Origin of the sequence: Candidatus Endoriftia persephonae (assembly GCF_023733635.1) — a bacterium.
Lineage (GTDB): Bacteria > Pseudomonadota > Gammaproteobacteria > Chromatiales > Chromatiaceae > Endoriftia > Endoriftia persephonae.
Map to the genome: position 1 here is coordinate 1,370,843 of NZ_CP090569.1, position 25,249 is coordinate 1,396,091.

General features: G+C 60.2%; 27 protein-coding genes, 1 pseudogene and 1 riboswitch. Of the genes and pseudogenes, 18 read left to right on the plus strand and 10 right to left on the minus strand.

The genetic code is table 11. The annotated features are described in order from the left end of the window. Positions 1 to 16: 16 nt before the first annotated feature. Positions 17 to 1,213, minus strand: a complete 1,197-nt coding sequence (gene dapC / locus L0Y14_RS06245; RefSeq protein ID WP_005964010.1) for a succinyldiaminopimelate transaminase — start codon at positions 1,211 to 1,213, stop codon at positions 17 to 19. Positions 1,214 to 1,318: 105 nt separating this feature from the next. On the opposite strand from dapC, the gene L0Y14_RS06250 reads away from it, so the two are divergent. From L0Y14_RS06250 to L0Y14_RS06320, 16 genes and pseudogenes are all read left to right on the plus strand, one after another. Then, entirely contained in the window at positions 1,319 to 1,663 is a 345-nt protein-coding gene (locus tag L0Y14_RS06250) for an AF1514 family protein (protein WP_006474030.1), read from the plus strand. 176 nt (positions 1,664 to 1,839) lie between these two features. Continuing rightward, positions 1,840 to 2,352 (plus strand): Na+/H+ antiporter subunit E, encoded by a 513-nt coding sequence (locus L0Y14_RS06255; RefSeq protein WP_005964007.1) that lies wholly within the window; start codon positions 1,840 to 1,842, stop codon positions 2,350 to 2,352. Then, positions 2,349 to 2,615, plus strand: a complete 267-nt coding sequence (locus tag L0Y14_RS06260; protein WP_005964005.1) for a monovalent cation/H+ antiporter complex subunit F — start codon at positions 2,349 to 2,351, stop codon at positions 2,613 to 2,615. Before L0Y14_RS06255 ends, L0Y14_RS06260 begins: the two co-directional genes overlap by 4 nt. Then, a complete protein-coding gene (mnhG, locus tag L0Y14_RS06265) occupies positions 2,612 to 2,917 on the plus strand; it encodes a monovalent cation/H(+) antiporter subunit G (RefSeq protein ID WP_005964003.1) in 306 nt (101 codons plus the stop codon). Before L0Y14_RS06260 ends, mnhG begins: the two co-directional genes overlap by 4 nt. Beyond that, positions 2,914 to 3,216 (plus strand): hydrogenase subunit MbhD domain-containing protein, encoded by a 303-nt coding sequence (locus L0Y14_RS06270; protein ID WP_005964001.1) that lies wholly within the window; start codon positions 2,914 to 2,916, stop codon positions 3,214 to 3,216. The genes mnhG and L0Y14_RS06270 overlap by 4 nt, the downstream gene beginning before the upstream one ends. After that, positions 3,203 to 3,889, plus strand: coding sequence for an MnhB domain-containing protein (locus L0Y14_RS06275; protein ID WP_251859283.1), 687 nt, complete (start codon positions 3,203 to 3,205; stop codon positions 3,887 to 3,889). Before L0Y14_RS06270 ends, L0Y14_RS06275 begins: the two co-directional genes overlap by 14 nt. Further along, complete coding sequence (locus L0Y14_RS06280) at positions 3,889 to 4,353, plus strand: Na+/H+ antiporter subunit C (RefSeq protein ID WP_006474037.1); 465 nt, start codon at positions 3,889 to 3,891, stop codon at positions 4,351 to 4,353. Before L0Y14_RS06275 ends, L0Y14_RS06280 begins: the two co-directional genes overlap by 1 nt. After that, entirely contained in the window at positions 4,350 to 5,819 is a 1,470-nt protein-coding gene (locus tag L0Y14_RS06285) for a complex I subunit 5 family protein (RefSeq protein ID WP_006474039.1), read from the plus strand. Before L0Y14_RS06280 ends, L0Y14_RS06285 begins: the two co-directional genes overlap by 4 nt. Next, on the plus strand, positions 5,816 to 7,693 hold the full coding sequence (locus L0Y14_RS06290) for a proton-conducting transporter transmembrane domain-containing protein (protein WP_005963993.1): 1,878 nt from the start codon (positions 5,816 to 5,818) through the stop codon (positions 7,691 to 7,693). The genes L0Y14_RS06285 and L0Y14_RS06290 overlap by 4 nt, the downstream gene beginning before the upstream one ends. Beyond that, a complete protein-coding gene (locus L0Y14_RS06295; protein WP_005963991.1) occupies positions 7,693 to 8,589 on the plus strand; it encodes a respiratory chain complex I subunit 1 family protein in 897 nt (298 codons plus the stop codon). Before L0Y14_RS06290 ends, L0Y14_RS06295 begins: the two co-directional genes overlap by 1 nt. A 77-nt stretch (positions 8,590 to 8,666) precedes the next feature. Then, entirely contained in the window at positions 8,667 to 9,356 is a 690-nt protein-coding gene (locus L0Y14_RS06300; protein ID WP_005963987.1) for an NADH-quinone oxidoreductase subunit B, read from the plus strand. A gap of 54 nt (positions 9,357 to 9,410) precedes the next feature. Further along, positions 9,411 to 9,977 carry an NADH-quinone oxidoreductase subunit C gene (locus tag L0Y14_RS06305; RefSeq protein ID WP_006474044.1) on the plus strand — a complete coding sequence of 189 codons (567 nt, stop codon included), beginning with the start codon at positions 9,411 to 9,413 and terminating at the stop codon, positions 9,975 to 9,977. A 410-nt stretch (positions 9,978 to 10,387) separates the two neighbouring features. Further along, positions 10,388 to 10,732, plus strand: a pseudogene (locus tag L0Y14_RS16435) (NADH-quinone oxidoreductase subunit D-related protein); the annotation flags it as partial. 170 nt (positions 10,733 to 10,902) lie between these two features. Further along, positions 10,903 to 11,127 carry an NADH-quinone oxidoreductase subunit D-related protein gene (locus L0Y14_RS16440; RefSeq protein WP_305790635.1) on the plus strand — a complete coding sequence of 75 codons (225 nt, stop codon included), beginning with the start codon at positions 10,903 to 10,905 and terminating at the stop codon, positions 11,125 to 11,127. Continuing rightward, positions 11,127 to 12,962 (plus strand): FAD-dependent oxidoreductase, encoded by a 1,836-nt coding sequence (locus tag L0Y14_RS06315; protein ID WP_006474046.1) that lies wholly within the window; start codon positions 11,127 to 11,129, stop codon positions 12,960 to 12,962. Before L0Y14_RS16440 ends, L0Y14_RS06315 begins: the two co-directional genes overlap by 1 nt. After that, complete coding sequence (locus L0Y14_RS06320; protein WP_005963981.1) at positions 12,955 to 13,458, plus strand: ferritin family protein; 504 nt, start codon at positions 12,955 to 12,957, stop codon at positions 13,456 to 13,458. The genes L0Y14_RS06315 and L0Y14_RS06320 overlap by 8 nt, the downstream gene beginning before the upstream one ends. Before the next feature lie 64 nt (positions 13,459 to 13,522). Here L0Y14_RS06320 and L0Y14_RS06325 read toward each other — a convergent pair whose 3' ends face one another. Next, on the minus strand, positions 13,523 to 13,780 hold the full coding sequence (locus tag L0Y14_RS06325; protein ID WP_305790624.1) for a hypothetical protein: 258 nt from the start codon (positions 13,778 to 13,780) through the stop codon (positions 13,523 to 13,525). A gap of 244 nt (positions 13,781 to 14,024) precedes the next feature. On the opposite strand from L0Y14_RS06325, the gene L0Y14_RS06330 reads away from it, so the two are divergent. Next, a complete protein-coding gene (locus tag L0Y14_RS06330; protein ID WP_006474048.1) occupies positions 14,025 to 14,618 on the plus strand; it encodes a MarC family protein in 594 nt (197 codons plus the stop codon). Positions 14,619 to 14,780: 162 nt separating this feature from the next. Then, on the plus strand, positions 14,781 to 15,527 hold the full coding sequence (locus L0Y14_RS06335) for an Ig-like domain-containing protein (RefSeq protein WP_039960290.1): 747 nt from the start codon (positions 14,781 to 14,783) through the stop codon (positions 15,525 to 15,527). A gap of 30 nt (positions 15,528 to 15,557) precedes the next feature. Here the strand turns inward: L0Y14_RS06335 and L0Y14_RS06340 are convergent, their stop codons facing one another. The 8 genes from L0Y14_RS06340 to L0Y14_RS06375 form a co-directional block, all read right to left on the minus strand. Further along, positions 15,558 to 16,301 carry an adenosylcobinamide-GDP ribazoletransferase gene (locus tag L0Y14_RS06340; protein WP_006474050.1) on the minus strand — a complete coding sequence of 248 codons (744 nt, stop codon included), beginning with the start codon at positions 16,299 to 16,301 and terminating at the stop codon, positions 15,558 to 15,560. Between the two features lies 1 nt (position 16,302). Beyond that, on the minus strand, positions 16,303 to 16,902 hold the full coding sequence (cobC, locus tag L0Y14_RS06345) for an alpha-ribazole phosphatase (RefSeq protein ID WP_005963970.1): 600 nt from the start codon (positions 16,900 to 16,902) through the stop codon (positions 16,303 to 16,305). Between the two features lie 9 nt (positions 16,903 to 16,911). Beyond that, positions 16,912 to 17,970, minus strand: a complete 1,059-nt coding sequence (gene cobT, locus L0Y14_RS06350) for a nicotinate-nucleotide--dimethylbenzimidazole phosphoribosyltransferase (RefSeq protein ID WP_006474051.1) — start codon at positions 17,968 to 17,970, stop codon at positions 16,912 to 16,914. Next, positions 17,967 to 18,497 carry a bifunctional adenosylcobinamide kinase/adenosylcobinamide-phosphate guanylyltransferase gene (gene cobU / locus L0Y14_RS06355; RefSeq protein ID WP_006474052.1) on the minus strand — a complete coding sequence of 177 codons (531 nt, stop codon included), beginning with the start codon at positions 18,495 to 18,497 and terminating at the stop codon, positions 17,967 to 17,969. Before cobU ends, cobT begins: the two co-directional genes overlap by 4 nt. After that, positions 18,494 to 20,023 (minus strand): cobyric acid synthase, encoded by a 1,530-nt coding sequence (locus tag L0Y14_RS06360; protein ID WP_005960677.1) that lies wholly within the window; start codon positions 20,021 to 20,023, stop codon positions 18,494 to 18,496. The genes cobU and L0Y14_RS06360 overlap by 4 nt, the downstream gene beginning before the upstream one ends. A gap of 138 nt (positions 20,024 to 20,161) precedes the next feature. Further along, positions 20,162 to 20,728 (minus strand): cob(I)yrinic acid a,c-diamide adenosyltransferase, encoded by a 567-nt coding sequence (gene cobO / locus L0Y14_RS06365; protein WP_305790636.1) that lies wholly within the window; start codon positions 20,726 to 20,728, stop codon positions 20,162 to 20,164. A gap of 137 nt (positions 20,729 to 20,865) precedes the next feature. After that, a complete protein-coding gene (gene btuB / locus L0Y14_RS06370) occupies positions 20,866 to 22,686 on the minus strand; it encodes a TonB-dependent vitamin B12 receptor (protein ID WP_006474053.1) in 1,821 nt (606 codons plus the stop codon). Positions 22,687 to 22,896: 210 nt separating this feature from the next. After that, a riboswitch (cobalamin riboswitch) is annotated at positions 22,897 to 23,121 on the minus strand. A 315-nt stretch (positions 23,122 to 23,436) separates the two neighbouring features. Further along, positions 23,437 to 25,005 carry an XrtA system polysaccharide chain length determinant gene (locus tag L0Y14_RS06375; protein WP_005960680.1) on the minus strand — a complete coding sequence of 523 codons (1,569 nt, stop codon included), beginning with the start codon at positions 25,003 to 25,005 and terminating at the stop codon, positions 23,437 to 23,439. Positions 25,006 to 25,249: the final 244 nt, after the last annotated feature.

Genomic DNA, 25,249 nt, shown 5'->3' on the forward strand with positions numbered 1-25,249 from the left:
CCGAATGGCTATTCGTTTAAAGGTTTTCTACAAACTGTTTGATGCGGTGGGCGGCGTTGATGCACTCGTCGAGCGGTGCCACCAGCGCCATACGAATCCGGTTGTGGCCGGGATTTTCGTCGCCTTCGCCACGGGAGAGATAGCTGCCGGGCAGCACCGCCACGTTCTGCTGTTCGAGCAGGCCGCGGGCGAACTCCGGATCGGGGATCGGGGTCTTCGGCCAGAGGTAGAAGCCCGCCTTCGGGCGCTCCACCTCCAATACGCCATCGAGGATCTGCAACACTGCATTGAACTTCTCGCGATAGAGGCGGCGGTTCTCCGCGACATGCTTCTCATCGCCCCAGGCCTTGATGCTGGCGGCCTGAGTGGCGGGGGGCATGGCGCAGCCGTGGTAGGTGCGGTAGCGGAAGAATGCGTCGATGATCTTGGCGTCGCCGGCAACGAAGCCAGAACGTAGGCCCGGTGCGTTAGAACGTTTCGACAGGCTGTGGAAGACGATGCAGCGTTTGTAATCGGTGTTGCCCATCTGCGCAGCGGCCTGCAGCAGTCCTATCGGCGGTTGGGTCTCGTCCAGATAGATTTCCGAGTAGCACTCGTCGGCGGCGATCACAAAACCGTATTTGTTGGCCAGTCGGATCAGCTTCTGCAGGGTTTCGATGCCGATTACCGCCCCGGTGGGGTTGGAAGGTGAGCAGAGATAGAGCAGATGGCAGCGTTCCCAGGTGGTGGCGTCCACCGCATCGAAGTCGGGGATGAAGCCGTTTGCTTCGTTGCAGTTGAGGTAGACCGGTTCGGCCCCGGCCAGATAGGCGGCCCCTTCGTAGATCTGGTAGAAAGGGTTGGGCATCAGCACCAACGGCGAGCCGCGGCGGTTGACCACTGTCTGGGCGATCGCAAACAGTGCCTCGCGGGTGCCGTTGACCGGCAGGATATGTCTGGATGGATTGAGGCTCTCCGCCGGCAGCGAGAAGCGACGTTCCAGCCAGGCGGCGATGGCGGTGCGCAGCGATGCCGAGCCTTTGGTGGCGGGGTAGACCGAAAGACCGTGCAGATGGCTGATCACCTCTTCGGTGATCAGCCCCGGTGTCGGGTGCTTGGGTTCGCCGATGGAGAGCGAGATGGGGCTGAGTCCCACCGGCGGTTCCACACCCTTGTTCAGTTTCGCCAGCTTCTCGAAAGGGTAGGGTTGGAGCTTTTCCAGGTCGCCGTTCATCGGGGTTGGATCGCGGTTTGGGTTAACGGGGCATCATTGCCGCGTGCAAAGGGCGTAGTATAGGCGATCGGGAAAAGCCTGACCAACTTACAAAGGTAAACATCTATGTCTGATCGAGAGAGTGAGGAGGCGGCGGTCTGCATGGTTCGTCGTGAGCCGGAGATGCACGGAATCGAGGTCGTCGAACTCAATCCCGATCCAGCCTTGCTTGATTATCTGGAGGGGATGAAGCTGGCCGATGCTCAGGCGCAGTCGCGGTTCGGTGAGTTCATGCTGCTCTCCTGGTACGACCGGGACCGGGATTTTGAATCGCCACAGCACTCATCGGAGTGCCATCAGAATGCGGCAGTGCCGGGCTATGTGGACTACGGCATCCATCATGGGGCCAAGCTCAAGATCGACATCGAGCAGGGACGTTTTGTCTTTTTCTACATGCCGCTGGATTTCTGAGCTGGATATCGCGCATTACTTTGATGCAGAACAAGTGCGGGTTGAGTGATCCGGCTTGGCCAGAATTTTCTCTGGCGGGATCTCAAAGAGTGGCTATACTTCGAGCGTCGCATGGGTTGGGAGTGTTGCCCATCGTGTGCAGAGTTCTGGCATCTCTATAGGTTTGCGGATCATCAGTGGAAGATAGACCGGTTTCGTTGGGACACTACCTCTTCGCTTACCTGAGTGCGCTAGCCTTGTGGCTGTTGTTAGTCGGTAGCCTGGACGCAGCTGAAGTCGTTACTGGGGCGCTGGTCGCCATGGTGGTAACCTTGGCGGCGAGGCCAAGGTTGCAGCTTCTGGCGGGGCTGCGACTGGAAGTGACCGCCCCCATCCATCTGTTTCGTTATCTCATCTATTTCTTTATCGCCCTGATCAAAGCCAATCTCGATGTGGCGCGTCGGGTACTGTCACCCTCATTGCCGATTCAGCCGGCACTGGTGGAGGTGGAGACCGAACTCCAATCTGATCTGGGCCGGTTATTACTTGCCAACAGTATTACCTTGACACCGGGCACCCTGTCGGTGGATGTGCGAGGTGAACGGATTCTGGTGCATTGGATCGATGCACTGCCGGGCCGTGACCTGGAGAGTGCAACGCAAGCGATCGTGGCTGGCTTTGAACGCCACCTGAAGGGTTTTCTGCGATGACACTGAGTGTGTTGGAGAAGTTGGCGTTATTCCTTATCGGTGCGGCGGTTGTGTTGAGCTTCCTGCGTCTGTTAATCGGCCCAGCAGCGCCGGACCGGATCGTTGCGGCAGATACCCTGGCGGTGATTACCACCAGTGCGTTGCTGATGTTGGCGGCGCTGTTTGGCAGTGTGCTCTATCTTGATGTGGCGTTGATCTACGGCACGCTGGCGTTTGTTGGCGTGGTGGCAATTGCCCGGGCCATCGAGGGGGGGCGGCCATGAGACTGTTGGCAGACATTTTCCTCCTGATCGGCGCGGCCTTTACCTTTCTTGGCGCATTGGGCCTGCTGCGTATGCCGGATGTCTACAATCGCATCCAGGCGGGGACTAAGGCGGTGACCCTGGGTTCCCTGTCGATCCTGCTCGGCATCGCGTTGCTATTTCCCGATTGGTGGAGCAAGTTGCTGCTGATTGCCGGATTCATCCTTCTGACCAATCCCATCGGTTCTTCCACCATCGCGCGGGCGTTGCTGGTGGCGGGCGTCAAGCCCTGGCAGAAGAGTGGCGAGGGAGTTGAAAAATGATCGCGCTGGAGGTCTGGATCGCCCTGCTCATCGTGCTGGTGATGCTCGGATCCGCGCTCGCAGTGTTGCTGCTGAGAAGTCATATCGCTGCGGTGGTGGCGGCCTCGGTGGTGTCGTTGACGGTAACGATGATCTTTGTGCTGCTGCGGGCGCCTGATGTGGCCATGACCGAGGCTGCGGTGGGGGCTGGTCTGAGCAGCCTGATCCTGGCCCTTGGCCTGCGCCGACTCGGGATCTGGCAGCTGGATGGAAAACGGGCGGGCCGGAACCTGCTGATGAGAGACCATGATGATGCGTAACCTGGCCTCTCTGCTGTTTGCTGGCGGCCTTGGCTTTCTCCTATGTGTGCTGGTTGGTGGACTTGATTTCGGCAATCTTCCCATGGTGGCCGGTGGTCTGATTCAGAGTGAGGCGCCAGCACAGGTTGGTACTGCCAATATCGTTACTGCGGTGGTGCTTGGCTACCGAGGCATAGATACCCTGGGGGAACTCTCAATCCTTTTCGCTTCGGCTGCTGCCGCCGGGCTGGTATTGGGGCGACGTCGGACGGCTGCTGACAAGGAACCGGAGGGCGGTTTCATCCTGCGCGCTGGTGGTGATCTGCTGTTTCCGCTGCTATTGGTGGTGGGTTTCTACATTATCTTCCATGGCCATCTGACTCCCGGTGGCGGTTTTCAGGGGGGTGTGATCCTTGCCGCGGCCTTCTTTCTGCCGCTGCTGGCGCGTCCCGGTAGCTCGTTGAATCATGCCGGTCTCAGTTTCATCGAGGGGCTCGCTGGGGCCGGCTTTATTCTCATTGGGCTGTGGGCGCTCTGGCAGGGGGGGGAGTTCCTGCAACCGATGTTAGAGCGAGGTGTGCTTGGTGAACTGCTCTCTGCCGGCACCCTGCCGCTGCTCTACCTGGCGGTGGGGTTGAAGGTAGGGGCGGAGTTGGCGGGGCTGCTGGCCCATCTGGCGGAGGCGGATGAGTGATGTATAACCTGAGCCTCGATCTGATCCTCTATAGCGGTGCTTTGGGGCTGATCGTCATCGGCCTCGCCGGCATGGTGCTCTCCCGCCATCTGTTTCGTGTGGTGCTGGCGCTGGCGATCGCCGAGGCCGGCGCCAATCTGCTGCTGGTGCTGGCCGGCTATCGTTGGGATGCGGTGGCGCCGATCCTGAGCGGTGCGCAAGCCCCGGCATCGATGGTCGATCCGGTGCCCCAAGCGATGGTGCTCACTGCGATTGTCATCGGGGTCGGCATTCAGGCCCTGGCAGTCAGCCTGTTGGTAAAGATCCGGCACAGTTTTGGTACCTTGGAGCGGAGTGAAGTGGCGGCCGGCATGGATGAAGCGATCGCCGTCAGTGCTGCTGTGCCACTGCTGGGTAGTCGTGAAAAACCGGCGGGAGGGCGTCCTCTGCCACCGCCTGAGCCACTGCCGGAGAGCAAGGCATGAGCCAGATCGTGCTTGTTGTCGCCCTGCCGCTGTTGGCTGCCTTTCTGCTGCCGGTGGTGATGCGGATGGCGCTCGGCCTGGGTCTCTGGTTTGGTCCTGCCGTGCTGGGTTATGGACTCTGGACCCTGTGGCAAGTCTGGGCCCTTTCGGGGGGTGAAGCCTTCTCCCTGGCCATCGGTGGGTTTGCACCACCCCTGGGCATCAATTTTTATGTCGATCCACTGGCGATGCTGTTTGTTGCCGCGGTCCAGTTGATGGGGCTGCTCTTCTGGCCGTTCAAAATCGATCGGGAGACCCCGCGCCGTCAGTCGTTGATGCTGTTGTTGCTGGCCGCCTCCACTGGCTTGGCCCTTTCTGGTGACCTGTTCAATCTCTATGTTTTCTACGAGCTGGTGGCGGTGGCCTCGTTTGGCCTGATAGCAGCGTCGGCGACCGGTGCTGCCTATGCGGCGACCTTCCGCTATCTGTTGCTTAGTGGCATCGGATCAGTGCTGACCCTGGTGGGGATAACGCTGATCTACAGCCAGACCGGCACCCTTAATCTGGCGCATCTGGCCCAGCTCGCTCCCGAGCAGTTGAATAATCCCCTGGGGCTTGCCGCTTTTGTCGCCATCCTTATCGGGGTTGGCGTGAAGGCGGAGCTGTTTCCGGTCAACAGCTGGGTGCCGGAGGTCTATGCTACGGCCCCCGCCCGAGTCTCGGCGATTCTTGCGGGGCTGGTCTCGAAGCTGGCGGTGCTGATCGTGGTGCGTCTGCTGGTGTTGCTGTTTCCACAGCCGGAGGCGGCGCAGGTGATGCTGCTGCTGGGCATGCTTGGGGTGATCAGTGGTGAGCTGGCGGCCTGGCGGGCACAGGATCTGAAGCGCATGTTGGCCTACTCCTCCATCGGGCAGCTGGGCATGATCTTCATCGCCTTTTCCCTGCCCGCGGGCGGTGGACTCTATGCCGGCCTGGCCCTGACGCTGCACCATATGCTGGTCAAACCAGGGTTGTTCATGCTGGCGGAGCGCTGGGGGGGCTCGCTGCAGCGGTTGCGTGGAGCAGGCTTTGTTTCACCGCTGGGGGCCGGGCTGTTTGTGTTGTTTTCGCTCTCGTTGGTGGGTATGCCGCCGTTGCCCGGGTTTTGGGCCAAACTGCTGTTGATCAGCGGGCTGGCGGGGCAGAGCGAGCCACTTTACATGATGGCATTGCTGGTCTTTCTCTCGGCCACGGTGGTGGAGGCGAGTTATCTGTTTCGGTTGGCGGCGGCGCTGTTGCAGCGTTCGCCAGAAGAGGTGTCGAAGATGGCTCCGTTACCTGAACGACAGGGTCTGCTGGTCTCGAGTCTGCTCGCTGCTGGGCTGATCAGCGCGCTGGTGATGATCGCCCCTCTCGCTGAAGGGCTGAAAGAGGTGGCCAGTGAGGCGGGCGATGTGAGCGGTTATGTGAAGCATGTCTTCCCTTCTCGGGGAGGTGCTGGCCAATGACCTTGACACCTCTCGATGAACTGCTGCTGTTCTCCGCAGGCACGCTGCTGCTGGTCCTGTTGTTTGGCCGTATCCGGGCCAGCGGTTGGTTCGTGACCATCCTCTTTGGCGGTCAGCTGGTGGGGCTTTTGAAGATGGCTGGGCTGGCCTATGGTGGGGCTGCTGTAGCGCTTGGCTGGCAGTTGGAGGTGATGGAGCACACCCTCTCCTGGCGCTTCGATGCCCTGAGCTGGTATTTCGCCATTATCACCCTCGGTGCGGCGTTCCTCAGCAGCTGGTTTGCCGCTGGTGAGTGGGGGGAGAGGTTTCGCAGTCAGGGTGGCAACCTCTGGCTGTTCCATGTAGCGATGGCGCTCAATGTGTTGACGATGCTGGTGTTGCTGGCCAGCGGTGACCTGCTTTCCCTGTTTATCGGTTGGGAGCTGGTGAGTTGGGCCGGTTTCCTGTTGATGGCGATGGCCGGTGGTGTGGCCACTAAAGCCGCGATGAAGTATCTCACCTATGCCATGGTCGGAGCGATGGCGATCTTCGGTGCCCTGGCGCTGCTCTTCAATCTGGCCGGATCATTGCAATTCGAGGCGGTGATGGCCGCCGTGCCCACTCTTGGGACTGCCCAACTCTGGCTGTTGCTGCTGCTATTTTGTGCGGGCTTCGGCATCAAGATGGGATTGTTGCCGTTCCATCTCTGGCAGGCAGCGGCCTATGCCGAGACTCCTGGGCCGGGTGCCGCCTTTCTCGGCGCGATTTCGTCACGCATGGGGCTGTTTGCCATCCTGCTGGTATTGGTGAAACTGATTGGTATGAGTCGTGTTGAGGCGCTTGTGATCCCCCTCAGCATGATCGATGCGCGGGATCTGCTGGCCTGGATTGCCGTCTTTACCATTATCCTGCCCACCTTTACCGCGATGAAACAGAACGATGCGCGCCGGTTGCTCGCCTGGCATGGTATTGGGCAAGGCGGTTACATGCTGCTGGGCCTGGTGGTGGCGGACGCCATGGGCAGTGCCGGTGGTCTTCTGCACGTGTTTAACTATGCGACCTGTCAGGCGGCCCTGTTTTTGGCAGTGACCGCGGTGGTGCATCGCACAGGTAGTGCGGATCTGAACCAACTGGGTGGACTGGTGACACGCATGCCGCTCTCCTTCCTCACCCTGCTGATCGGCATCATCGGTCTGGCGGGTCTGCCGCCGATGAACGGTTTTGTCTCCAAGTGGCTGGTCTACCGTTCGTTGTTGAATGAGGGGATGCCGCTGCTCTTTGTTGCCACGGTGATAGGCACTCTGGGCACCATCCTTTCGGTCTACAAGCTGATTCACAATATGTTCCTCGGCCAGTTGCGGGTGGAGCACGAACAAGTTCGAGAGGCCCCTTGGAGTATGTTGGCGCCGATGCTGATCCTCTGCGTGATCATTTTTGCCAGCGGGCTGCTGCCGGGTATCCCACTGACCTGGGTTGCCGCGGTGCAGCAGGCGGTGGGGCTGCCGGTGCCCAGCTACACCCTGGGCGGGGTGGAGTCGGTCAGCGGCTCCCTGGATATGATCTGGGTGAGCGGGGTCTTGTTTGCCGGTTTCGGTATCGGTGCGCTGATCTTCTACTCCGCTGGCCCCAGCAAGCGGGTGCATCAGCTTGATAACTACGCAGGCGGCCACTTTCTCTCCGCTGATGTGCGCTACCAGTACAGCGACAATTTCTACGCCGGCCTGATGCACCTGATCGGCCCTTGGTATCGGCAGAGTTTTATATGGCTGGAGCGGGCCTTGGTTTCGTTCGTCGAATTTCTCTCATTGGGTATGCAGGGCATCTACCGGCGGGCACCGGCCGAGCTCTATCTGCTGATGACAACCGTCGTGTTGCTGGCCTGGGTGGTGATCTGATGATGGCACTGGGACTGTTGCTCGAACTGCTGCTGATGCCATTGATCGCCTTCCTGGCCGGTATGGGGATGGTGTTGATGATGCGTCGTATCGCGGCCAAACTGCAGCGCCGGGTCGGTCCACCACTACTGCAGCCGCTGTATGACATCGTCAAACTGCACAGCAAGGCGACCCAGGTTTCCCACGGTTTGATCCATGACATCGGTATCATCATGGCGGTGGGGGGCTACATCGCCGCCGAGACCCTACTGCCGGTGCCGGGCATGGAGGGCATTGCCGCCAAGGGTGGCATCATCACCCTGGTCTATCTAATGATGATCCCCTCTTTGGGGCTGGCGCTGGGGGTAGGGCAGTGCGCCAACCCCAACGGCTCCATCGGCATCGCCAGAGCGCTGACTGCGATGCTCGCCTACGACATCCCTTTCGTGATCGTGATCTTCGGTGTTGCCTATCACTTCGGCACTACCAACCTGGTGGAGGTCATCGCCGCCCAGCAGGCGGGCGGCATGGCGAGCTGGGGGGCGATTGAGATGCCGCTGTTGGCCATCGCCGGACTGTTCGCGATGCAGGCCTCGCTGGGCAAACAGCCGTTTGAGATTTATGTCGCCCCGGCAGAGATCGCCACCGGCCCGATGGTTGAGATGGGCGGTAAGTACCTGGGTGGGCTGTTTGTGATGCAGTGTTTTCAGCTCTACACCAGCGCTGTGCTCTACGTGGTGCTGTTCCTTGGCGGTGGCTACAACTGGCCCGATCTGTTGTTGAAGAGTTTCCTGGTAGTCGCCATTCCCATGACCATCGCCTTTCTGTTTCCGCGTTACCGCACCGAGGATATGATCAGATTGATGTGGAAGTGGCCGGTGATGCTGGGGTTGATCGGCCTGGCCTTTGTTATGTAGGAGCGCTGTTAGTAGCGCGAATTCTATAGCCTACGTATTTCGTGCCGTAAGCGGCGCTCCTACGGGATCTGGATGATATGAGTGATTTGAAAAAGATACCGGTAGTCGCAGGACGGCGGGGCAATCCGCTGGCCCGTGTCTTTGATGAACTGGTGCGATTTTGCCGCTCCCGCTCGCTGTTCATCCTCCACTACTGCACCGGCTGCGGGGCGATTGAGTTGCCGCCGGCGATGACCTCCCGCTTCGACATGGAGCGCCTGGGTCTTCAGCCGATGGTCTCGCCGCGTCAGGCCGATATCCTGCTGATAACGGGTTATGTTTCGATCAAGACCCTGAAGCGGGTGATCCTCACCTACGAGCAGATGGGCTCGCCTAAGTATGTCATCGGCATCTGCTCCTGCACCGTCAACGGCGGCATGTACTGGCAGAGCTACGCCACTGCCAAAAAGCTGGATGAGTACATGCCGGTGGATCTCTACATCGCCGGTTGTATGCCGCGCCCCGAGGCGGTGATTACCGGCCTGCGGCAGCTGATGGAACAGATCAGGCATGGAGAGGCCAACCGCTGGCAGGACTACTACCGCCGATACGACTGGTACCTGGGGAACCAGCAGCACCTGTTCGGTGACAACTGGCAGACCCCCACCGATGTGATCGCCGAAGCGGAGCACTATGGCCTGATCGGCGATCAGACCCTGGGACGGCACACGGCGCTATTGCAACAGCATCAGAAGCCGCTGGAGGCGCTGGAGATGCGGCTTAAATAGTTTGCAGTGGTGGTATTTGCACAACTCACAATTCATAACTGAGAAGTTGGATTGATGGAACAGCAGCTCGACAAGGTACTGAAAGAGATTGAAGGCATAGAGGTGCGGCGCAAGCGCTCGCGGCGGGTGCGGGTCGATCTGCCCGCCGATGCGCTGCCGGCGCTGCTGGAGCTGTTGCAGGGCAAGGCCGGTTATCTGCACCTCTCCGCCATCAGCTGTGTCGACTGGATCGATGAGGGAGAGTTTGAGTTGGTCTACCATGTCTGGTCCTACGAGAGTCAGTCGCTGGTTTCCGCCCATGTGCGCATCGCCCGCGATCCCGGCGTCTACCTTTCGGTCTACGACATCTACCAGCCCGCCGCCTTCTTTGAGCGTGACATCCACGAGATGTACGGTCTTTGGTTCGAGGGTAGCCCCAACATGGAAAGGTTCATCCTCACCGAGTGGGAGGGGCCACCTCCCATGCGCAAGGAGTTCGATAGCGAGGCCTATGTCAACCAACACCTCAACTGGCAGAACTATCAGCCCGACTGGCTGCTGGATCTGGTGGAGCAGGGTGGGGGTATCGAGGTGCCGCCGGAGGAGCAGCGCTTCAGCCAGAAAGGCAAGGTGGGGAACTAACCATGCGACCGGAGAACTACCAGGCGATTAGCCAGCCGCCGAGCAACGAGTACGAACTCAACTTCGGGCCCAACCACCCAGGCATTGAGGGCAACTACGCTCTCAAGGTGAAGCTGCATGGTGACAAGGTGATCGAGGCCAAGGCCGACGGTGGCTATCTGCACCGAGGCTTCGAGAAGCTGATGGAGCAGCGCTTGTGGATTCAAAATATCGCCCTGGTGCCGCGTATCTGTGTGCCCGATCCCTCTCCCATGGAAGTCTGCTACTCGATGGCGGTGGAGGATCTGTGCGGCCTGGAGGTGCCGGAACGGGCCCAGTGGATCCGCGTGATGCAGTTGGAGCTGTCGCGCATCGCCGCGCATCTCTTTACCTTCGGCGGCCATGCGGCCACCACCGGCATGTACAGCACCATGTATTGGGGGGTGGCGGACCGTGACCTTCTGCTCGATCTGTTTGAGGAGTTCACCGGCGGCCGGGTCTACAGCATCTACAACATCCCCGGTGGGGTGCGCAGGGAACTGCCGACCGGGTTTCTCAAACGCCTCGCCGATACCCTCGATTACATCGAGTCGCGCCTGCCCGACTACGACAACCTCTTCTTCACCAACCAGGTGTTTGTGCAGCGCGCTAAGGGGGTTGGGGTGATGAGCCAGGAGCAGGCCCTGGAGTGGGGGGTGACCGGACCCAACCTGCGTGCCACCGGCCTGGCCTTCGATGTGCGCAGAGATGACCCTTACCTAATCTACGATCAGATCGACTTCGAGATCCCCACGCAAGATGCGGGGGACGCCTGGGCCCGCACCCTGGTGCGCCGCGCCGCGCCGAGCTGCAGCAGAGCATCCGCATCCTGCGCCAGGTGGTTGCGGCGCTGCCTGACATCAAAGGGCCGCTCCGTGCGCCGATTCCCAATCCCCTGGCGTGGAACGTGCCGGCGGGGGAGACCTACAGCCGGGTCGAATCCTCCAAGGGTGAGCTCGGCTACTTCGTGGTCTCCAATGGCGGCCCTAAACCCTACCGGGTGCATGTGCGTGGGCCATCATCCATGCATGCGGTGCAGGTGCTGGAAAAACTCGCTGTGGGCTCGCGTATCGAGGACGTGGCACAGACCATGTTCTCGCTGGACGCCTGTCCACCGGAGGTCGACCGCTGATGTCCGACATCGACTATAAGGATAAGGGCAGTATCCTCAATCCGCTGAAGAGTCTGCAGTTCTTCGCTCGCAAGCCGGTGACAGAGCCGCTCGAGCCGCGGCCAGCAGCGGAGAACTATCGTGGCTTCCACCTCAACGATCACGAAAAATGCATCGGCTGCAGCTCCTGCCAGAAAGTGTGTGACAACGCCGCCATCACCATGGTCAAGGTGCCGCATCTGCGGGAGGATCCGGTGCAGGGCATCCGCAACCTGCGCCCGGCTATCGACTATGGCCGCTGCTGCTGGTGCGCGCTCTGTGTCGATATTTGTCCCACCGGGGCGATCACTCTCTCCCGGGAGTATGTGCATACCTGCACCCAGGCGCAGATCGACAGCTACTTCGTCCTGCCCGATGAGATCGGCATTCATGGTGAGTTCCATGGTCAAGGTTGGACCAAAACCGCTGACTCCGACCTGCTGGACCTGGGACGCCAGCCGATGGCGGAGCTGGAGCCTGAGCAACGCATCGACAATTTTGACGAGATTGTTGCCGGTTTTACCCTGCAGCAGGCGGTGCTGGAGGCCTCCCGCTGCGTGCAGTGTGGGATGTGCCACGATGCTTGTCCGACCCATATGGATGCGCCGGAGTACATCCGCGCCATCTGGCAGGAGGATCTGGAAGGCGCAGTACGCTGGATTTACCGCTCCAACCCCTTCTCCCACGTCTGTGGTCGGGTCTGCACCCGCCGTTGTGAGAGCGCCTGCTCCATCGGTCGCCGCGGCGACCCGGTGGCGATCCGCTGGCTCAAACGCTACGCCATGGATGCGGTGGGCCATGCGCGCGTCAAGGCGATCGCTGCCGAGGGCAAGGCCGACTACCTGACCGGTCACCGTATCGCTATCATCGGCGCCGGCCCCGCCGGGCTCACCGCCGCCTATGACCTGGCATGCAAGGGGCACGAGGTCACCGTGTTTGAGGCGCGGGAGAAGCCGGGCGGTATGACCCGCTACGGCATCCCGGAGTACCGGCTTCCCTACGATATGCTGGATCGGGACATCGACGTCATCACCTCCCTGGGGGTGAAGATCGAGTGCAACACCCAGGTTGGGGTCGACATCAGCATGCCGCAGCTGCAGCGAGATTACGACGCTGTGGCACTGGCTATCGGCCTGCACCTGGGGCGTTCCACCCGTATTCCAGGCAGCGACCATGCCCAGGTGAAGAAAGCGGTGGAGCTGTTGCGTGCCATCACCGACGAGCAGCCGTTCGAGCTGCCGCGACAGGCGGTGGTGATTGGTGGCGGCAACGTGGCGATGGATATTGCCCGCTCTTTGGCCCGACTGCAGAAGCAGCAGTTTGGCGAGGTGCAGGTGACGGTCACCGCGCTGGAGGATCAGGCCCACTTCCTGGCCGATCCGGTGGAGATCAAGGAGTGCCATGAGGAGGGGATCGAGATTCTCGACGCCCGCGGCCCCCAGGAGTTTGTGGTGGAGGAGGACGAACTGAAGGGGCTGAAAAGCTGGCGGGTGCGCTCCATCTTCGATGAGCAGGGACGCTTCGCCCCCAGTTATGACGAGTCTGACGAACAGCTCCACCCCGGTGAGATGGTGGTCGAGGCGATCGGCCAGATGGCGGATGTCAGTCTGTTGGGTGATGCGCTGACCGAACAGTTGGCGTGGAACCGGGGACGTATCCAGGTGGATAAAAACGGTCGTACCTCAGTGGATGGGTTCTGGGCCGCTGGCGACTGTGTCAACGGACCGGACGTGGTGCACGCGGTGGCGGATGGACACCGAATTGCGGCCAGCATCGACGGCTGGCTGAATTTGAAGGAGAGGGCGGATCATGAGTGAGGGCAACGCCTCCGGTCACGACAGACTGAAGTCACAGAAGAGCCTGGATGAGATCCTGGCTGTCGCCATCGAGTTTGAACGAACGGCACGAGACTTCTATCGCGACCTGATCCCCAAGGTGAGCAAGCAGATTCGCTGGCTGGTTGAGGAGTTGGCGGAGGAGGAGCAGCGCCACTACGATCTCTTCTGTGAGCTGCGCTCCCGACCCGATATCGAGCAGCAGCTTAAGATAAAGATGAAGACGCCGGCCAGTGATCACAGGTTTTCGGATGCCATCCAGCTTCCCGACCTGGGGGCGAAACCGGACGACCAGTCGGTACTCCAGTATGCGCTCGGCCGTGAGCATGCCGCTATGGAGCAATACCGCTCATTGGCTGACAACAGCAACTCCGGCCCAATCAAAGAGCTGTTTGCGTTTCTCGCCAACGAAGAAACCCAGCACAAGAATGAGCTGGAAAAGCTCTATTACGAAGTCGTGCACAGCGGCGGCGTCTAGCCCGTTTATGGCGGGCCAGCAGGAGAACGGGCCCAACTGATCTGGGCCCTAGAAGTTTCTCGCGTTATGCGGCCTCGTGGTAGACGGGCTCTCCCAACTCCTTGAAACTAAACAACTGCATTGCACGTTGGCCGTTGTAGTCCAGAACCCTCAGGTCATCGCTCTCGTGCAGGTTGTGCAGTACGTTCTGGAAATGACCGCCGTAGCGGGCCTCCGCCATCTCGATCGGTACATCAAAGGCGAGGAATTTGCTGATCCCCTTGCCATCCAGTCGCTTCAGCAATGCTGGGTCCTCCAGTGAGGCGTACGAGGTGAGAATCACAATAGGTCCACTTCCGGTGAATAACATGGCAGCTTTCATGGTCGACCTCCTCTTGATAGGCAACGGCTGGTTGCGAACAACTCCCCTATTGGAATTTTAGTCAATCCACCAGCTGGTTGTGTCTCTCTAGAGCATCCTACGGCTGGCTGTCATCCAGCTGATATTGAACCACTATATAGAGAAAGTGTTCAGCGTATGCTTGGCGACTTGCTGAGCCAAATAGTAGGTGAGGTGTGCCGGGGCGATGGAGATTCTATCGATAGCGATTACCCTGTTTCTGATCATGGACCCGTTCGGCAATATCCCGGTGTTTCTGTCGATCCTGGCGCGGGTGACGGAAGAGCGGCGCCGGGTGGTGCTGGCGCGGGAGCTGCTGCTGGCCCTAGTGGTGATCCTGCTGTTTGTCTTTTTTGGCGGGACAGTGATGAGCCTGTTTGGTTTGAGCCGGGCGGCGGTAACCATCGCCAGTGGCGCCATTCTGTTTCTGATCGCCTTGCGGTTGGTGTTTCCTGAGAAGGAGGCGGCAGCGGATGATGAGTTCGAGGACGAACCACTGCTGGTGCCTCTGGCAGTGCCGCTTATCGCCGGTCCTTCGCTGCTGGCGGTATTGCTGGTATTTACCGCCACGGAACCTGACGCCCGTGGCACACTATTAATTGCGGCACTACTCGCCTGGTTGGCGACTTCTACTATTTTGCTGGCCTCGACCTTTCTCTATCGGGTGTTCTCCCGTCAGGGGCTGGAGGCGATTGCGCGACTCATGGGCATGATCCTGATCGCCCTGGCTGTGCAGTTTCTGCTCGACGGGGTCAGTGACTATCTTTCCTGTTGCACTTGATGATGTTCATCAGCGGTTGGTAAGTGTCTGAAATCACAGTTTAAGCGCAAAGGTGGATGAAGTGTGAACCGGGTTCCCCGGGTTCCGACTGCTCGGTCACGATACTTATTCCTGCAGCAGAGTAAGCTTCCTGACAGTGACTAACCGGAGCAACAGGAAACCATGTCAAGCTACTCGTACAACACGTTTTTTGCACTCAGCCTGCTGGCCGCCACCGCACTGACGGGCTGTGGGACCGATAGTGTAACCCTGCAGAGCGTATCCACTTCTAACAGCAGCGTTATCGATACTCAGGCTGTGGACAACAGCTTTGTTGGAGAGTCCGGTGTCAGCACGGTGACGTCCAATCCTGTTGAGATTAGCACCCCGGTGGTGGAGAAAAGTGCGCCTGAGGCCAACCCCGACTTTGTTTCAACGACGAAGAACGCCAATGTGGTGATTCCGGTGCTGGAAAATGACAACTCTCCCGATGCTGAGATTGTCAGGCTCGACATTATCAGCTGGCCGAATGCCGGGGAGCTGGTCGTCGAGGCCAATGGCTCGGTGATCTACAGTCCGCATGCGGGTTTTGAAGGGAGCGATTCCTTCGTCTATCAGATTGAGGACGAGAACGGCGAGATTGCATCGGCGCTGGTTGATATCCGTGTCTCCTGTGACGCACAGGCGGGTGAGTGCAGCTACCCGGTGCGACTCTCCTGGTCGATTGAGAAGAGCGACGACGTCACAGGTTACTATGTCTACCACGGGCTCAACTCCGGCGACTATCCGGATCGCCACTGGGTTCCAAACCTAGAGACCGTGTTCGAGATCGAGCTGGCGGATTTGGGCAGCCACTTCTTTGCGGTGACAGTGGTGGACAAGGATGGCCAGGAGTCGGGCTACTCCAAAGAGGCGATTATCGTTCTTTAGCCGTGAACAGGCTGCTTTCGGGAAAAATAGTCATGCCATCAGGGCTGCAGTAAGCAGCATCATTGTTTCGGTAATCTCAACCAACGCCCCGGCGGTGTCGCCGGTGGTACCGCCGATTCGCCTCAGCATGAGAGTGCGTAGCAGAAAGAATATGCCCGCCATGGTAAACAGCAGCCAAAACCCTGGGATGCCAATAAAGATCGGAACCGCAGCCAGAGTGGAAAGAGTCACGACTAGGCTCACGCGGCGGGGCAAATGGCCTGAGAGCAGGCTTCCAAGGCCGTTTGACCGGACATAGGGCGTAGTGAGGAATAGCAGCACCAGTGCTGTGCGCCCAAGCACGGGAGCCAGCAGCAGGGCTTGCCAGTTTTCGCAGGTGATGAGGTGTTGCAGTGCTGTGAATTTGATCAGCAGAACCAGCACCAGGGTGGCCACCGCCGCCGGGCCGCAATAGGGATCTTTCATGATCGCAAGCGTCCGTTTGGGATCACCCAAGCCGCCGATCCAGGCATCGGCGCTGTCGGCCAATCCATCCAGGTGGAGTGCCCCTGTCAACAATACCCAGAGCGTGAGTGCCAAGGCTGCGGCTACGAATGTGGGCGCTTCATTAAGCCCCAGGACGAGGACGGCAAGCAGCGCGCCGATGACCAGTCCAACCAGCGGATAGTAGAGCAGCGAACGCCCCATCGTCTTGTTATCCGGCGGTTCCTTGAGCCGTACAGGCAGTACGGTGAGAAACTGCAGGGCGACCAGGAAGGGGCGGGGCGGGAACATGTCAGAGCTGTTCGATCTGTTTGGTGGATGGGGTTTCCTGCGCATCAATTGAGGTGCGTAGGGAGTATAAGGCTCCATGTTTGACCTCGATCTCCAGTAGTCTGCCAACCGGACGTTGTTGTACCTGACAGAGCAGCACGCGGATCACGCCGCCGTGGGTGACGACCAGCACACGCTCTCCTGTGTGAGCATGGATGATGCTGTTCCATGCGGTGAGCACACGCGCTTGAAACTGCGTCAGCGGTTCGCCATCGGGCGGTGTGTGTTGCTCCGGATCGGCCCAGAAGCGTACTAGCGCATCCGGGTCTTCCTCCATCAGTTCGGCCGCACTGCGGCCTTCCCAAGCGCCGAAGTGGATCTCGCTCAGGCGCTGCTCGATGGTGAGAGGCAGCGAATGTTGTTGTGCAAACTCTCTGGCGAAACCGGCGCAGCGTTTGAGCGGTGAGCTGATCACTCGATCCCAGTGAGGCTCTCCGTTGGTGGCACTCCTCATCTGATCCCAACCGATATCGGTCAGCGGATCGTCCGTGCTGCCGCGAAACCGGGGACCGCCTTCTGTTTCGCCATGGCGCAGGAGATCGATATGGATGATGCCTTCCATGACGTCAGATCAGAGTTTTTCTGAGACCGCTGCCTCGGCGAATGTGGCCATCTCGTTGTGCAGCGTGCAGGCGAGCCGGATCAGCGGCACTGCGACGGCTGCGCCGCTGCCCTCGCCCAGGCGTATGCCGAGATCCAGCAAGGGGCGAGCATCGAGTGCATCGAGCACGGTTCGATGGCCTGGTTCTGCTGAGGCGTGGGAGAAAAGAAACCAGTCTTCGGCACCAGGGCAGAGCCGTGCAGCTGTGAATGTCGCCACCGAGCTGATGAAGCCATCCACCAGCACCGGCAGGCCCATCTGTGCGCACGCCATATAGCTGCCGGTCAGGGCAGCGATCTCGAAGCCACCAAGCCGACGCAACGCCTCCAATGGTGTACCAAGGTGCTGGCTGTGCCGTTCCAGCGCCTGGTGGATCACCGCGCTCTTGTGCGCCACTCCCTGCGCATTCAGGCCGGTGCCTGGGCCTGCGAGTTGTTCAGGTGGGGCATCGAGCAGGGCGCAGGCCAGCGCCGCCGCGGCGGTGGTGTTGCCGATGCCCATCTCGCCGCCGATGAAGAGCTGGGCGCCAGCGAGCTTGGCGCGTTCGGCCGCCTGTCGCCCCCCATGCATGGCGCGTGCAAGCTGCTGCTCGTCCATGGCCGGCTCTCGACAGAGGTTGGCGGTGCCGGGAGCAAGCGGCAGGTTTAGCACGCCTTCCAGAGGGCCGGGGTCGTTGACCGTACCCAGATTGATCACCTCCAGCTCTGCGCCAAGTTCGCGGGCCAACACGCTGATCGCAGCGCCACCGCGGGCGAAGTTTTTCACCATCTCGGTGGTGACTGCCTGTGGAAAGGCAGAGATGCCTTCAGCCACTACGCCGTGATCGGCGGCAAACACGGCGATATAGAGCTGCTCCACACTGGGTCGCTTGCTGCCTTGCAGCGCTGCCAGGCGGATCGCGGTCTGCTCGAGTAGCCCCAGGGCGCCAGGGGGCTTGGTGAGAACTGCCTGACGTGCCTCGGCTGCCTGCCGGGCTGTGTCGTCCGGGGTGGCGGCTGGTGCCTGCAACCATTCGGTGGTCGTGTTCAAAGTGGACCTCCCTTTAATATGTGAGGCAGGCCAGCGACCGTTAGGATCACCTGGTCGCAAGCCTGTGCGAGCTCCTGATGCAGCCGGCCGGCTTCATCGCAGTAGCGGCGGCTGAGTTCACCCAGCGGCATCACACCCATATTGGTTTCATTGCTGACCAGAATGATCTGGCTCTGCAGCGTCGGCAGCACCGCCAGCAGAGCCGCACGCTCACGCTCGAACAGGCTTGAGTCCTCTGCCATCAGCAGGTTGGTGAGCCAGAGTGTCAGGCAGTCAACCAGCAGGCAGTGTCCAGCAAGCGCGTGTGTGTTCAGCACAGCGGCGAGTTGGATCGGTTCCTCGATCAGCTGCCAATGCGCTGGCCGGTGACGGCGATGTGCGGCAATGCGTGCGCGCATCTCCTCGTCCTGCGCCGTTGCGGTTGCGATGTAGCTGACTGGCTGTTGACTATCACGTGCGAGGCGTTCGGCCAGCCGGCTCTTGCCGGAGCGGACGCCACCGAGGATCAGGGTCTTGGCGTTCATCATGTCGATACCGCCTTCAGTTCAAGCAATGACAGTAGCCGGGCGGTATCCAAGTGTTGTTCCACCGCATCGGCCAGCCGCTCAATGGCTGCCTCACGCAGTGCCAGGTAATCCTCTGGTTGTGCATCGCTCAGTCCGGCCCAACCGAGCAGCGCGGTACAGGCGGAGGGCGATTCGAACAGGCCGTGCAGGTAGCTGCCGAGGATCAGCCCATCGTCGCTGATCGCCCCATCCGGACCCTGGCTGAGCTGCAGCGCCGGTCGGTCAAGAGCCGGGCCGCGGGTGACGCCGGCATGGATCTCGTAGCCGCTTATCTCTGCCTCAGTCGCTCCCGGCATCCTGCCCCCCGTGACACTTGTGCATCCCTGCGCGTCGTTGATGGCGAGTCTGCCGCGCACATTGCGTAGCTGTTTTTCCGGCTCCAGTGTTGTCTCCAGATTGAGTAAGCCCAAGCCGTCGCTGCTGCCTGGATCACCTTCGAGACCTGCTGGGTCGTGTATCGCTCTGCCCAACATCTGAAAGCCGCCGCAGATACCGATCAGTCTGCCGCCATAACGCAGATGACGCTGGATTGCCGCTTCCCAGCCTTGCTCGCGCAACCAGGCGAGATCCTGGCACACGCTCTTGGAGCCCGGCAGGATGATCAGATCGGCGGCGGGAATGGCTGCGTTTGGCGCGACAAATTGCAGATCCACCTGCGGATGCAGGCGTAGTGGATCGAAATCGGTATGGTTGCTGATACGTGGTAGGGCAGGGACGATGATGCGGATGCACGGTGTGTCTGATTGCGAGGCTGGGCTGGGTTCACGCGGCAGCGCATCCTCTGCCTCCAGGTGCAGGCCATGTAACCAGGGCAGCACACCGATCACTGGTTTGCCGGTGTGGTGTTCGAGCCACTCCAGTCCGGATTGCAGCAGCCGAATGTCGCCACGAAAGCGGTTGATGACAAAGCCCTTGACCCGCGCCTGTTCGCTTTCATTCAACAGGGCGAGGGTGCCGACCAGATGGGCGAACACGCCGCCGCGGTCGATATCGGCGACCAGAATCACTGGGCAGTCCACCGCCTCGGCAAAACCCATGTTGGCGATGTCGTTTGCCCGCAGATTGATCTCCGCCGGTGAGCCAGCGCCTTCGACGATGATTGTGTCAAAGGCATCGCTGAGGCGGTTGTGCGATTCGAGCACCGCGGCGCGGGCGGTGCGTTTGTAGTCGTGGTAGGCGCGGGCATCCATGGTGTCGACCGCATGGCCATGAATGATGACCTGGGCCCCGACATCGGTATTGGGCTTGAGCAGCACCGGATTCATGTCGGTGTGTGGTTGCAGGCCGCAGGCCAGTGCCTGCGCTGCCTGGGCGCGGCCGATCTCGCCACCATCTGCTGTCACGGCACTGTTCAGTGCCATGTTCTGCGGCTTGAAGGGTGCGACGCGCACACCCTGCCGGAGCAGCCAGCGGCACAGGGCCGTTACCAGCAGGCTCTTGCCGGCATCGGAGGTGGTGCCCTGGATCATCAGCGTGCGGGCGCTCATCTGCTGGCCTCGGCGAGATCAACCACTGTCAGCCTGGCCAATGCCGCGTCCAGTCGCGGCTACTGCGCTTCGGTCTGCCTGGCAGTGAAGCGCAGAGAGGCACTAATTTTGTGGGAGCCATGGATAGCGGGAGCGAACTCACAGATCGATCCCCTTTTGCGCCCGCACGCCGGCACGGAAGGCGTGTTTGATGTCGCGCAGTTCGGTCACGGTGTCGGCTGCGTCACACAGCGCCTGAGGTGCGCCGCGGCCGGTAATGACCACGTGCTGCATCGGTGGGCGGGCTTTGAGGTCGGCCAGCACGGTATCGATCTCCAGCCAGCCATACTTGAGGGGATAAGTGAGCTCATCGAGTACGATCAGGCCCAGAGATGGATCGCGCAACATCTCCCGTACCACGGCCCAGCCGCGTTGCGCGGTCTTGATGTCGCGGGTGAGGTTCTGCGTCTCCCAGGTGAAGCCTTCACCGAGCAGATGCCAGACCACGCCGGGTTGGCGCTGGAAGAAGGCTTCTTCTCCAGTGTCCGAGCGACCCTTGATGAACTGCGCCACACCGACTTTCATGCCATGCCCCAGGGCGCGGGCCAGCATGCCGAAGGCCGAACTGGACTTGCCCTTGCCGTTACCGGTAAGCACTAGCAACAGGCCCTGGTCCCGGTCCGCGCGGGTGATGGCGGCATCCACCGCCGCCTTCTTGCGCTGCATGCGGCCGCGGTGGCGCTGCTCCGGCTGATCGCTGCTCACGGCTTCGCTCCCGCAGTCATCAAAGCGGTCAGGACGGGGCAGGGCAGTCGCTGATGGCGTGTGGAGGGGCTAAGCACGGTTTTCTCCTCTGCGATGGATCAGGGTTGGTAACGCAAGGTCAGGTAGAAACTGCGCCCAGGCTGTTTGTAGAAAGCAGCGGTCTCGTACTCTTTGTCGAGCAGGTTCTCGAGGCGCGCCTGTAGCCGCCACTCTCGGGCGAGGTTGTATTCGGCGCGCAAATCGACTGTGGCATAGCCGCCGAGTTTACGGCTGTTGGCCAGGTCATCATAGCGTTTGCCTTCTGCCAGCAGCGTTGCGCCGAGCGCGTAGTTACCAAACTGGCGATCCGCATCGAAGCGCAGGGATTGTTTGGCACGCCGCGGCAGCAGCTTGCCGTTGTTGGTGCCGCTTGAGCGGTTCTCTGGCTCGAGCAGGGTGAGATTGGTGTCGAGGTTCCAGCCCCCGATCTGGGTGCTGACGATCGCTTCAAGGCCGCGGATGCGTGCCTGGTCGATGTTGGCGGGGACGAAGGTGGTTGGGTCGAAGGCGATTAGATCGTCGATGCGGGTTTCATAGGCGTTGAGCGACCAGTGCCCCCAGCTGACCGAGCCACTCAGGCCAAGCTCGAAACTGCGCGACTCTTCGGGCCGCAGGTCGGCATTACCGAAGCCGGGAAAGTAGAGCTCATTGAAGGTCGGCGCCTTAAAAGCAGTGCCGTAAGAGGCGGTGAGCCGCAGGCTGTTAGCCAATGCGTAACCCCAGGCTGCCCCGCCAGTCGTGCGCTGGCCAAACTGCTCGTTGTCGTCACGGCGCAGGGAGAGTTGCAGGTCGTGGGCGGAAAATGTGCCCTGGTACTGGGTGAACAGCCCCTTGTTGTCGCGGGAGCTGACCACATAGGCGGTGTTGCTATCGACCTTGTCGCTCTGGTAGTCGATACCCAGGGTGAGCAGATGATCATCCGCGATGTAGAGATCGTTCTGCAAGGAAGCAGTATCGCGCTCGGTATCGAAGCGGGTCACAAAGGTGCCGTCCTTGAAGTTGTCGGACTCATCCCGGCTGCGGCCCGCTGCCAGCGTGAGCTGCCAGATCTCTATCGGCGAGAAACGGATCGTCCCGCCGATGACCTGCTGGATAGATTCTGATTCATTGACAAAGTCCCCATCGAATTCGGTGTTGCTGCTGGCACGCAGCGCGTGGGCATCAACCTCAATGTCGTTTTCAAACCGGTAGCCCGCGCGCAGGGAACTGGACAGGTTCTGGTGACCGTCCTTGTCGGGCTCGGTGGTAAAACACCCGGCACCGTCCGGGAACGGTTTGCCGGTGCAGGCGTTGAAGCCCTCGGTGTCGATGCCACTTGCGTTGAGGTTGAACCAACCGCGTTCGCCGCCCCCTGAAATCCCTGCCGAGGCGGTATAGGTGCTGTAGCTGCCGCCACCGATGCTGAAAAATGGCGTGAGCGCGCCGCCGCCTTTGCGGGTGAAGATCTGGATCACACCGCCGATGGCCTCGGAGCCGTAGAGGCTGGAGCGTGGACCGCGTACGATCTCGATGCGTTCGATCTGCTCGATGGGAATCTGCTCAAAGGCGGTGGTGCCGAGGGTCGCAGAACCCATTTTGACACCGTCGATGAGCACCAGCACGTGGTCGGATTCGGTGCCGCGGAGGTGTATCGAGGTGGCTTTACCGGGGCCGCCGTTGTTGCTGATGCTAACGCCCGGTACGCCGCGCAACAGGTCCTGGATGGATTGCGCCTGCTGGCGCTCGATATCATGGCGCGTGATGACGGTTACCGAGGCGAGGCTTTCGTCTACCGTCTGCGCGGTGCGGCTTGCGGTGACGATGACGGGATCGAGCTCGACGGTAAAAGCAGAGTGGGAGCTCAGCAGCAGTGCCGCTGCAGACAGATAGTGTCTCTTCATTTTTAATTCCCTCCGGCGCGCTCACCCGCGCGCGAATCGGTGATGCACAGACATAAGCGGAGGAGGAGAATCTGACGCGAGCAGAGGCATGGCGCGAAACGCGCGCAGCTATAATGGCTCGTTAGTCGCCGCATCGCCCTCCGCAATGCCAACCTTGGGGAGCCTCTGAATGAATCTGGACGGCAGCCTTGCGGTCCATGGTCCGTTTAGAGGTTCCTTGGGCTCCAGGCCGGTCTCCGGGCTTGCGAGTGGTCTTGCAGACCTGGCGGATCGCCTTCCCACGTCGAAACGCAGTGGCTGTATGATCCGCCGCAACTCGCCTACCGTTGCGGGGGCAGCGCCGGAATTGTTCTGATTTTCACCAGTACGTACCGGCTTCCCGTTTCATCCCTTGGGGGTGGATACCCTTGGGACACCTGAAGCAGAGCCGCAGGAAAATATAGCAACATAGATGACGCGTCAAGAAACAAAGCAATACTGCAAATGCTGTATTCAGCCTCTCCCAAGCTTGCCGTTGTGTCCTGCACGGAGTTGAGCGGGCGTAATGGTCTCGACAGTCTGGCCCTATTTGGCTTCAACTTGGAGCGTTTTGGGAAGAGAGAGGCCGTTTGCTGTGAATGACAGAAGGGGCGGGTGGTGTGACGAGAGAGTTGTCAGGTGATTGGGTAGGAGCCGGGGCAGTGCTGGTATGGCGTGGTTCAGATTGAGCTGAGGCCCACCCTGGCGCGATTCTGCACCAGGGTGGGGCGATCAAGCTGAGACCACCCCTTTGATCAGGCCGACAAGTTCATCACGGTAACCCATCTGATAGATCACCAGCAACGATACGAAGAGCAGAAATAGCATCGTGGTGGCGGTGAAGAAGCCGCTTACCTCGAGCTTGCGCTTGACCGCCAGTTTTCGCGTCCAGACTCGAGTGACCTGGCCCAGTACTGGTACCTCGGTGCCACGGCGCAGCCCCATCACATCGTAGTAGACTGGGCGCAGCTGACCCATGATGAAGGCCAGACCACCGCCTAGCCCAAGAGCTAGCACCAGGATGCCTATGCTGAAGGCGATGCGTTTGGGGCCGACCGGAACCAGCGGCACCTTGGGGGGCTCCACGATACGGAATTTGACGCTGTCGCCGGCAACATCGGCCTGTACCGACATGCGAGCAGACTCCAGACGCTGCACCAGCTCCTCGTAGTTTTTCTTGTTGATGTGGTAGTCGCGGTCGAGCCTTTTCAGTTCAGCCTCAACCTTGGGCAGGAAAGCGAGTTTCTCTTTCAGCGCCTTGATGCGCTTTTCGTACTCTTTGACACGTACGCGGGTCGATGTCAGCTCCACTTCGGCCTGGCGATAGGCCAGTTTCAGCTGCTCCACCGCGGTATCTGCCGCCAACGTGCTGCTCCCATCGCCTGAGGAGATGACCACATCCTCGGCCACTTTCAGCTGCTTGATGGTGTCCCGCAGTTCGCGCACGTTGGGATGCGCTTCCGTATACTTCAGCAGCAGTTCATCGAGCTTGGACTCCATTCGCTGGATGCGTTGCGCATTGGGGGAGCCGAGTATCACCCCGCCTGCCGCCTGCTTGGCCTCGGCCTCTTTTTCAGCGGCCTGATACTGCCGTTTCAATTCGTTACGTTTGATGGTGGCCTCTTTCAGCTCGAGTTGCAGATCCTCAAGCTGCGCCTGGGTGCGCTGCAGACGGTTGAAAGCGTCGCCGCTCTGTGAGGGCAGGGTGTCTAGATTGCGGCGCTTGAATTCGGTAAGTCGGCTCTCCGCTTCCACCAGGCGCTTTTCATACTCTTGGATCTGTTTTTCCAGGAAGCGCTGTGCGCTATCCGACTCGATACGGGTATCGCCGAGGGCGGACTCAACAAAGATGTTGAGCAGAGTCTCCACCACTTTTTTGGCCACATAGGGGTCTTTATAGGTGTAGGCGATGGTGTAGAAGTCCTGGCGGCGCTCATGGCCGATGGCGATCTTCTCCTGCAGCTGCTTGATCAGAATCTCGCGCTCTTCCAGGTTTTTTACCGAGTGGTCCAGGTCGCTCTCGCGCAGCACTTTTTCTAGATTCTTGCGGCTCAGCAGGGTGCGGGTCATCAGGTTGAGGCGCTGATTTAGGTCGGTCTGCACCGCGATGCCCTTCAATAGGGGGCGTAGCAGATTTTCGGTATCGACAAAGACCTTGGCGCTCGATTCGTACTGGTCGTTCATTGCAAATACCCAGGACCAGCCACCCACGGCAATGGTCCAGGCAACCACCATGGCGTACCAGCGGTATCTCCAGGCCGATCGGATTTGATTGCTTATCTCAAATATCGCGTCTTTCATCGTTTAACTGTCTGAAAAATAAATTATCGCGCTGTTTCCGGCGCCTGGTGTTGATTCTGAATAATACCAACCCGAACCATGCTCTTGCGCGCGCGGGGGGTTAGTGTTGATCCCTGACTCTGAGCTAGAGGCCGCTGCCTTTATCTTGGCTGAGGGCCCCTCCAGAGCAGATCCACGGTATTTTCATGTCCAGGCAGGAGTCTATAGCAAAAACCGGGCAAGTTGTCGCTAGAATGCGCTGAAG

Coding starts and splice junctions, on each gene's coding strand:
- mnhG (WP_005964003.1), top strand. CDS start 2,612: ATGAGACTGTTGGCAGACATTTTCCTCCTGATCGGCGCGGCCTTTACC.
- L0Y14_RS06290 (WP_005963993.1), top strand. CDS start 5,816: ATGACCTTGACACCTCTCGATGAACTGCTGCTGTTCTCCGCAGGCACG.
- cobO (WP_305790636.1), bottom strand. CDS start 20,728: ATGCAGCGCAAGAAGGCGGCGGTGGATGCCGCCATCACCCGCGCGGAC.
- L0Y14_RS06305 (WP_006474044.1), top strand. CDS start 9,411: ATGGAACAGCAGCTCGACAAGGTACTGAAAGAGATTGAAGGCATAGAG.
- L0Y14_RS06340 (WP_006474050.1), bottom strand. CDS start 16,301: ATGTTCCCGCCCCGCCCCTTCCTGGTCGCCCTGCAGTTTCTCACCGTA.
- L0Y14_RS06295 (WP_005963991.1), top strand. CDS start 7,693: ATGATGGCACTGGGACTGTTGCTCGAACTGCTGCTGATGCCATTGATC.
- btuB (WP_006474053.1), bottom strand. CDS start 22,686: ATGAAGAGACACTATCTGTCTGCAGCGGCACTGCTGCTGAGCTCCCAC.
- L0Y14_RS06285 (WP_006474039.1), top strand. CDS start 4,350: ATGAGCCAGATCGTGCTTGTTGTCGCCCTGCCGCTGTTGGCTGCCTTT.
- L0Y14_RS06320 (WP_005963981.1), top strand. CDS start 12,955: ATGAGTGAGGGCAACGCCTCCGGTCACGACAGACTGAAGTCACAGAAG.
- L0Y14_RS06315 (WP_006474046.1), top strand. CDS start 11,127: ATGTCCGACATCGACTATAAGGATAAGGGCAGTATCCTCAATCCGCTG.
- L0Y14_RS06335 (WP_039960290.1), top strand. CDS start 14,781: ATGTCAAGCTACTCGTACAACACGTTTTTTGCACTCAGCCTGCTGGCC.
- L0Y14_RS06375 (WP_005960680.1), bottom strand. CDS start 25,005: ATGAAAGACGCGATATTTGAGATAAGCAATCAAATCCGATCGGCCTGG.
- L0Y14_RS06270 (WP_005964001.1), top strand. CDS start 2,914: ATGATCGCGCTGGAGGTCTGGATCGCCCTGCTCATCGTGCTGGTGATG.
- cobU (WP_006474052.1), bottom strand. CDS start 18,497: ATGATGAACGCCAAGACCCTGATCCTCGGTGGCGTCCGCTCCGGCAAG.
- cobC (WP_005963970.1), bottom strand. CDS start 16,902: ATGGAAGGCATCATCCATATCGATCTCCTGCGCCATGGCGAAACAGAA.
- L0Y14_RS06280 (WP_006474037.1), top strand. CDS start 3,889: ATGTATAACCTGAGCCTCGATCTGATCCTCTATAGCGGTGCTTTGGGG.
- L0Y14_RS06275 (WP_251859283.1), top strand. CDS start 3,203: ATGATGATGCGTAACCTGGCCTCTCTGCTGTTTGCTGGCGGCCTTGGC.
- L0Y14_RS06300 (WP_005963987.1), top strand. CDS start 8,667: ATGAGTGATTTGAAAAAGATACCGGTAGTCGCAGGACGGCGGGGCAAT.
- L0Y14_RS06260 (WP_005964005.1), top strand. CDS start 2,349: ATGACACTGAGTGTGTTGGAGAAGTTGGCGTTATTCCTTATCGGTGCG.
- dapC (WP_005964010.1), bottom strand. CDS start 1,213: ATGAACGGCGACCTGGAAAAGCTCCAACCCTACCCTTTCGAGAAGCTG.
- L0Y14_RS06360 (WP_005960677.1), bottom strand. CDS start 20,023: ATGAGCGCCCGCACGCTGATGATCCAGGGCACCACCTCCGATGCCGGC.
- L0Y14_RS06250 (WP_006474030.1), top strand. CDS start 1,319: ATGTCTGATCGAGAGAGTGAGGAGGCGGCGGTCTGCATGGTTCGTCGT.
- L0Y14_RS06330 (WP_006474048.1), top strand. CDS start 14,025: ATGGAGATTCTATCGATAGCGATTACCCTGTTTCTGATCATGGACCCG.